This is a genomic window from Leucobacter sp. (genome assembly GCF_053528595.1).
In genome coordinates this window covers 1-6,961 of sequence record NZ_JAIVPF010000092.1, presented here as the reverse complement: position 1 = coordinate 6,961, position 6,961 = coordinate 1, and the positions used below count along the sequence as shown (strand labels likewise).

Annotated in this window: 7 protein-coding genes and 1 pseudogene; 2 read left to right on the top strand and 6 right to left on the bottom strand. The window is 71.8% G+C overall.

The window, feature by feature from the left end:
* On the top strand, positions 1-356 hold a 356-nt coding region (locus tag ACWKZU_RS18325; RefSeq protein ID WP_449283776.1), incomplete at its 5' end, for a Sec-independent protein translocase subunit TatA/TatB.
* A 110-nt stretch (positions 357-466) separates the two neighbouring features.
* Here the strand turns inward: ACWKZU_RS18325 and purF are convergent.
* Positions 467-1,927 carry an amidophosphoribosyltransferase gene (purF, locus tag ACWKZU_RS18320; protein WP_449283775.1) on the bottom strand — a complete coding sequence of 487 codons (1,461 nt, stop codon included), beginning with the start codon at positions 1,925-1,927 and terminating at the stop codon, positions 467-469.
* 300 nt (positions 1,928-2,227) lie between these two features.
* Between purF and purM the strand changes: the two genes are divergently transcribed.
* A complete protein-coding gene (gene purM, locus ACWKZU_RS18315) occupies positions 2,228-3,352 on the top strand; it encodes a phosphoribosylformylglycinamidine cyclo-ligase (protein WP_449283774.1) in 1,125 nt (374 codons plus the stop codon).
* Between the two features lie 196 nt (positions 3,353-3,548).
* Here the strand turns inward: purM and ispF are convergent, their stop codons facing one another.
* From ispF to ACWKZU_RS18290, 5 genes and pseudogenes are all read right to left on the bottom strand, one after another.
* The gene (ispF, locus tag ACWKZU_RS18310) at positions 3,549-4,040 is read right to left on the bottom strand and encodes a 2-C-methyl-D-erythritol 2,4-cyclodiphosphate synthase (protein WP_449283773.1); all 492 of its coding nucleotides are present in this window, start codon (positions 4,038-4,040) and stop codon (positions 3,549-3,551) included.
* Positions 4,037-4,828, bottom strand: a complete 792-nt coding sequence (gene ispD / locus ACWKZU_RS18305; protein ID WP_449283772.1) for a 2-C-methyl-D-erythritol 4-phosphate cytidylyltransferase — start codon at positions 4,826-4,828, stop codon at positions 4,037-4,039. Before ispD ends, ispF begins: the two co-directional genes overlap by 4 nt.
* Before the next feature lie 182 nt (positions 4,829-5,010).
* Complete coding sequence (locus ACWKZU_RS18300; protein ID WP_449283771.1) at positions 5,011-5,922, bottom strand: ABC transporter substrate-binding protein; 912 nt, start codon at positions 5,920-5,922, stop codon at positions 5,011-5,013.
* A gap of 38 nt (positions 5,923-5,960) precedes the next feature.
* Positions 5,961-6,698, bottom strand: coding sequence for an ABC transporter permease (locus ACWKZU_RS18295; protein WP_449283770.1), 738 nt, complete (start codon positions 6,696-6,698; stop codon positions 5,961-5,963).
* Positions 6,698-6,961, bottom strand: a pseudogene (locus ACWKZU_RS18290) (ABC transporter permease); the annotation flags it as partial. The gene ACWKZU_RS18295 and the pseudogene ACWKZU_RS18290, both read right to left, overlap by 1 nt.

The following is a 6,961-nucleotide window of genomic DNA, read 5'->3' as shown; positions in this document are numbered from 1 at the left end:
TCCTGCTGCTGTTCGGTGCGCCGAAGCTGCCGGGGCTGGCGAAGAGCCTGGGACAGTCGATGCGCATCCTCAAGAAGGAGGTGCGCAGCGATTCCGACGAGTCCGGCGCGGCGAAGAGCGAGGCCGCGGCGCCGCAGGCTCCGCCGGCCGTGCCGCGCGAGGATACGAGCGGCCCGGCGCCGCAGGCTCCCCCCGCCGTGCCGCGCGAGGATGCCGGCGGCTCCACGCCTCAGACGCCCCCCGCCGTGCCGCGCGAGGATGCCGGCGGCTCCGCACCCCAGACGCCCCCCGCCGCGCCGCGCGATGACGCCGGCCAGTCGACGGGTGAGAACGGGAGCAGCCCGGACAAGCCGTAGTCCTGAGGCAGCGCAAGCCGCGTCGTACGAATCGCCCCGCTGCCGAGCCGGCAGCGGGGCGATTCGTGTTCCGGCGTCCGCGAGCCGGACGGGCCGGCGGCCCGGAGAGCTCAGCTCTCCTGCGTCTCCTCGACCCACGCCAGGTACTCGGCGTCGATGTCGCCCGCGATGTACTCGCCGGTGAAGCAGCTCTGCTCGAGCTCGGTGACGTGATCCTGACCGGCCATGATCGCGCGGTTCATGCCCTCGACGCTCATGTAGATGAGATGGTCCGCGCCGAGGTCGGCGGCGATCTCCTCGGAGGTGCGGCCGTGCGCGATGAGCTCCTTGCGGGAGGGCATGTTGATGCCGTAGACGTGGGGGTAGACGACGGGCGGCGCGGCCGAGGCGAAGGTCACCGACTTGGCGCCCGCGGCCCGCGCCATCTCGACGATCTCGCGCGAGGTGGTGCCGCGCACGATGGAGTCGTCGACGATGAGCACGTTCTTGCCCTTGAACTCCACGCTCATCGCGTTGAGCTTCTGGCGCACGCTCTTCTTGCGCACCGCCTGCCCGGGCATGATGAAGGTGCGGCCCACGTAGCGGTTCTTGAAGAAGCCCTCGCGGTACTCGATGCCGAGCTTCTGCGCGACCTGCATGGCGCTGGGGCGGGCGGAATCGGGGATCGGCATGACCACGTCGATGTCGATGCCCTCCAGCTGCTCGGCGATCTCCTCGGCGAGCACGTCGCCGAGGCGCAGCCGCGCGTCGTAGACGGAGATGCCGTCGAGCACGGAGTCGGGGCGGGCGAGGTAGATGTACTCGAACGCGCACGGCACGAGGCGGGGGTTCTTCGCGCACTGCTGCGAGTACATCCAGCCGTCGGGGGAGATGAGGATCGCCTCGCCCGGCTCGACGTCGCGCACGACCTCGTAGCCGCCGGACTCCAGCACCAGCGACTCCGAGGCGACGACCCACTCGTCCTGGCCGTTCGCTCCCGTGCGGCGGCCGAGCACCAGCGGCCGGATGCCGTGCGGATCCCGGAACGCGAGCAGGCCGTAGCCCGCGATGAGGGCGATCGCCGCGTACGATCCCTCCACGCGCTCGTGCAGCCGCGAGACGGCGCCGAACACCTGATCCTTGTCGAGGGAGAGGCCGGTGATGCCGGCCTGCAGCTCGTTCGCGAGCACGTTGAGCAGCAGCTCGGTGTCGGAGTTGGTGTTGAGATGACGGCGGTCGACGTTGTAGAGGTCGGCGGTGAGCTCTCGAGTGTTCGTCAGGTTGCCGTTGTGCACGAGGATGATGCCGTAAGGGGCGCCCACGTAGAAGGGCTGGGCCTCCTGCTCAGCGGCCGCGGATCCGCGGGTCGCGTACCGCACGTGGCCGAGGCCGACGTTGCCGGTGAGGCTGCGCATGTCTCGCGTGCGATAGGCCTCGCGCACCTGGCCCTTGGTCTTCACCATGTGGAAGAAGTCGCCGTCGAGCGTGGCGATCCCCGTCGAGTCCTGGCCGCGGTGCTGCAGGAGGAGCAGGCTGTCGTAGATCTGCTGGTTGACGGGCTCGGACGAGACGATACCGACGATGCCGCACATAACTGTTGTGTTCGCTCCCTGCGAGATGGGTGGGACGTCGAGCAGACGCGACTTCTAGTGTCCCACATGCGGCTGGCCTGCGGCTCTGCCCGGGTGGAGCCGCCCTGGGTCTCTCGGAGCGAGGGAACGATCGAGTGGCTGATTTCGCGGCTGATTTCACGGAAACGGCCGCGTTTTCCGCCACTCGCGAGGGGTGCGGGGCGTGCGGGTAGCCGACGCGAGGTGTCGGGCTGCGCGGGGAGCGGCCGCTGACCGGAACCGGGCGAGGGAGAAGCCGGACGGGCCGGGTAAACTGGTCGGGTGAGCGAAACCTCCCCGAACAGCGCCCCGTCCGCCTACGCACAGTCCGGAGTCGACACCGCAGCCGGCGACCTCGCCGTCGAGCTGATGAAGTCGGCCGTCGCGCGCACCCACGGCCCCGAGGTGCTCGGGGGCGTCGGCGGCTTCGCGGGCATGTTCGACGCCTCGGCGCTGCTCGGATACCGGCGCCCGCTGCTCGCCTCGTCCACCGACGGCGTCGGCACGAAGGTGGCGATCGCGCAGGCGATCGACAAGCACGACACGATCGGGCAGGACCTCGTGGCGATGGTGGTCGACGACATCGTGGTGGTCGGGGCCAAGCCCCTCTTCATGACCGACTACATCGCCTGCGGCAAGGTGGTGCCGCAGCGCATCGCCGACATCGTGCGCGGGATCGCCGAGGCCTGCGAGGCCACCGGCACGGCGCTGGTCGGCGGCGAGACGGCGGAGCACCCCGGCCTGCTGGGCGTCGACGAGTACGACGTGGCGGGCGCCGCGACGGGTGTGGTCGAGGCCGACAAGATGCTCGCCCCGACGCGCGTCGAGGACGGCGACGTGGTGCTCGCGATGGCCGCCTCCGGGCTGCACTCCAACGGCTTCTCCCTCGTGCGCCACATCCTCTCCGAGCGCGGCATCGGCTACGACGACCGCAGCGAGGAGCTGGGTGCGAGCTACGGCGAGGCGCTGCTCACGCCCACGGCGCTGTACACCGCGCCGCTGCTGCGCGTGCTCGAGGATCCCGCGCTCGACGGCGCGATCCATGTGCTCAGCCACGTCACGGGCGGCGGGATCGCCGCGAACCTGGCACGGGTGCTGCCGCAGGGGGCATGGGTCGAGCTGGATCGCGGCACCTGGTCGCCGCTGCCGGTGTTCCGCCACCTGGCGGAGCTGGGCGGGCACACCCTCGAGTCGCTCGAGGGCGCCTGGAACCTGGGGATCGGCATGTTCGCGGTGGTCGCCGCGGGTCGCGCCCCGCAGGTCGCGGCGGCGCTCACCGCCGAGGGGCTCGACACCTGGGTCGCGGGCACCATTTCGACCGCCGCACGCGAGTTCGAGGGCTTCGAGCAGGGCGCCAAGGGCGTCGACGGCGGGGCCGTGAGGCTCGTGGGGGCGTACGCCGCCTAGGGTGCGCCTCTCCCGTCATTCCGCACGCGTGGAGTGCTGAGGCGGAACGCGCCGGCGTTCCGCGCGCTCCGCGCCGGCGCCACCGCGCCAGGCGAGTGGCAGCGTCCAGCGGCGGAGCCGCGGAGCCTTCCGCCGATTGAGCGGAACTGCGGCGTCGTGGAGTCGCGGAGCCGAAATCCCGGAGGCAGCGCGACGGTCAGTCGCGCTCGATGAGCGCGGTGGCGATCGCCGCCAGCCCCTCTCCGCGGCCGGTGAAGCCGAGCCCGTCGGTGGTCGTCGCGCCGAGGCTCACGGGAGCTCCGACGAGCTCCGACATCGTGCGCTCCGCCTCCTCGCGGCGCCGCGCGAAGCGGGGCCGCTCGCCCACGATCTGCACCGACACGTTGAGGGGGCGCCAGCCGTGCTCGCCGAGCCGCGCCAGGGCGATCCGCACGAACTCCGTGCTCGCGGCACCGGCCGTCCGCGGCTCGTCCACACCCACGAGCCCGCCGATATCGCCGAGCCCCGCCGCCGAGAGCAGCGCGTCGACCACCGCGTGGCATACGGCGTCGCCGTCGCTGTGCCCCGAGAGCCCGGGCTCGCCCGGCCAGTCGAGGCCCGCGAGGCGCAGCGGCGATCCCGCGTCGTAGGCGTGCACGTCGATCCCGGTGCCGACGCGGATGCCGGCGGGGCGCGCGCTCGTGCTCACGCCTCGTCCTCGAGGCCCAGCGCGTTCGCGGTGAGGAAGTACTCCAGGATCGGGAGGTCGGCGGTCGTGGTGAGCTTGTGGGCGCGCAGCTCCCCGGCGACCGTGCGCACGCGTCCGCCGGCCCGCTGCACCACCTCGGCGTCGTCCGTGGGTGCGCCGGGGGCGGAGCCGGAACCCGACTGCAGCCCGGCGGTGGCGTGCGCGGCGGCGAGCGTCTCGCGGGGGAAGCCCTGCGGCGTCTGCACCGACACGAGGGGCGCCCGATCCACCGTCTCGTGCACCACGCCGTCGGCGTCCACGCGCTTGAGCGTGTCGGCGACGGGCAGGGCCGGGATCACGCAGTCGCCGGTGCGGCGCACCTCCGCGATGACCCGTTCGAAGAGCGCCGCGCTGGCGAACGGGCGCGCGGCGTCGTGCACGAGCACGGTGTCGATCGACTCCGGCAGCGCATCGAGGCCGAACCGCACCGACTCGTGGCGCTGGCGTCCGCCCGGCACCACGGAGACCTCCCAGAGCGATCCCTGCGGCAGCACCAGGTCGACGAGCTCGAGCGTGCGGGCCGCGTGCGACTCCGGCACGACGACGACGAGGTGCCCCGCGTGGGGGAGCGACGTGACCACGCCGATCCCGAACTCGATGAGCGCGCGGCCGTGGAGCTCCACGAAGGCCTTCGGCTCGGCGGCGCCGAGGCGCACGCCGCGCCCCGCGCCGACCAGCACCACGCCCAGCGCGGCGAGTTGGTGCGGGGTGGACCCCGCGGGTTCGTTCGCGAGTGCTGACGGGCTCATAGCCCCAGCGTACCCGCGACGCAGACGCCTGAGACGGAAATACGCGCGTCAGTAGTTGTCACCAAACCTGCGGTGAGGTGACAACTGCTGACGCGCGTAGTGGAGGGCTCACGCGGCGGGGCGCGGCGGCCCCGCCGCGGGGCCGCGCCGCCGCGGGGTCGAGCCGCATCGAGCCGTGCGGCTCAGAGACCCTGCTCGCTCAGCCAGTCGTCGGCGATCGCGCCGATGTCGTCGCCGGCGGCCACGCGGCCGTTCATCTGCATCAGCTGCTCGGTGGTGAGCGCCGCCGAGATGCGGTTGAGCACCTCGGTCACCTCGTCGGTGGCCGCATCCTCGCGGATGACGGGCAGGATGTTGGCCGGCGGGAACAACCCCTGGTCGTCGACGAGCGCCACGAGGTCGTTCTCCGCGATCGCGGGGTCGGAGCTGAACATGTCGCCGAGCTGGGCCTGGCCGTTCTGGAGCGCGGCGAGCGTCAGCGGGCCGCCGGCGTCGAGCACCTTGAACTCGCCGAACTCGAGGCCGTACACCTCTTGCAGGCCGGGCACGCCCTCGAAGCGCGACTTCCACTCCGCGGGGCCGGCGAGGGTGAGCTCGTGCGCGATGGGCGCCAGGTCCGAGATCTCGACGAGCTCGTGCTCGGCGGCGACGTCCGGTACGACCACGAGCGTGTCGGTGTTCTCGGCCTCCGCCTCGTCGAGCACGATGATGCCCTCCGGGGCGAGCAGTGCATCGAGCTGCTCGCGGATGCCGGCGGGGTCGCTCGAGTCGGCCTCGCCGTCGAGCTCGTTCAGCAGCGACCCGTTGTACTCGGGCAGCAGGTTGATCGAGCCGTCGCGCAGCGCCTCGAGGTAGACCTCGCGGCTGCCGATGTTGAGCTTCTCCTCGACCTCGATGCCGGCGTTCTGCAGCGCGTGCGAGTAGATCGTGGCGAGCAGCTGGCTCTCGGCGAAATCGGCAGAGCCGACGACGATCCCGCCGGATGCTCCGCCGGAGCCGTCGGTGTCGGAGCTCATCGGGTCGCCGCCGGAGCAGGCGGTGAGGGCGATCGCGGCCGCGGCCGCGATGCCGGCGAGCAGGAGCTTCTTGCGCATGGGGTTCCTTTCGAAGGGGTGGTGCTGTCGGGAGGGGGTCAGGATCGGGCCAGGCTGAGCACCGCGGTCTCGGTGTCGAGCGCTGTCGGGGCCTGCGCGCGGACGCGGCGGGTGAGCCCGGGGGACACGAGCCCGCGGCCGAGCACCGCGAAGCCCAGCTCGAGCAGGATCGCCAGCACCGCGAGCACGATCGCGCCGCCGGCCATCTCGGCGTAGTCGTTGCCGGCCCGGCCGTCGATGATGAATCGTCCGAGGCCGTCGAGCGATACGTAGGCGGCGACCGTGGCGGTCGAGACGATCTGCAGGGTGGCGCCGCGGATGCCCGAGAGGGTGAGCGGCAGGGCGCACGGGATCTCGATCTTCCAGATGATCCGGGCCGTGGAGAAGCCCATGCCGCGCGCCGCGTCGATCACCGAGCGGTCGATGGCCCGGATGCCGCTGGCGACGCCGCTGAGGATCGGCGGCACGGCGAGCAGCACCAGGACGATGAGCGAGGGGACCACGAAGGCCAGGTTGCTGCTGAAGACGGGCGAGATCACGAGCACCAGCAGGATCAGGAGGCCGAGCGTCGGCAGCGCGCGCATCGCGTTGACGGAGCCCATGATCAGGCTCTCGCCCTTGCCCGTGTGCCCGATGAAGACGCCGAGCGGCACCGCGATCAGTGCGGCCACGAGGAGGGCGATCAGCGAGTAGATCAGGTGCATGAGCGCCTGGTAGGGGATCGATCCCGGGCCGCTCCAGTTGGCGGGGTCGGTGAGCCATCCGAGGATGTCCATCACAGGGCTCCTTTCTGGCTCCAGGGGGTGATGACCTTGCCGAGCAGCACGAGCAGCCGGTCGAGCACGAGCGCGAGCAGCAGGCACACCACGAGGCCGACGATGATCGGGACGAACAGGCGCCTCGTGAAGCCCATGGTGAAGAGGGACCCGAGCTGCGCGATGCCGATCACGGCGGCCATCGTCACGATCGAGATGTTGGAGACGACCACGACCCGCAGGCCGGAGAGGATCGCAGGCACCGCGATCGGCAGCTGGATCCG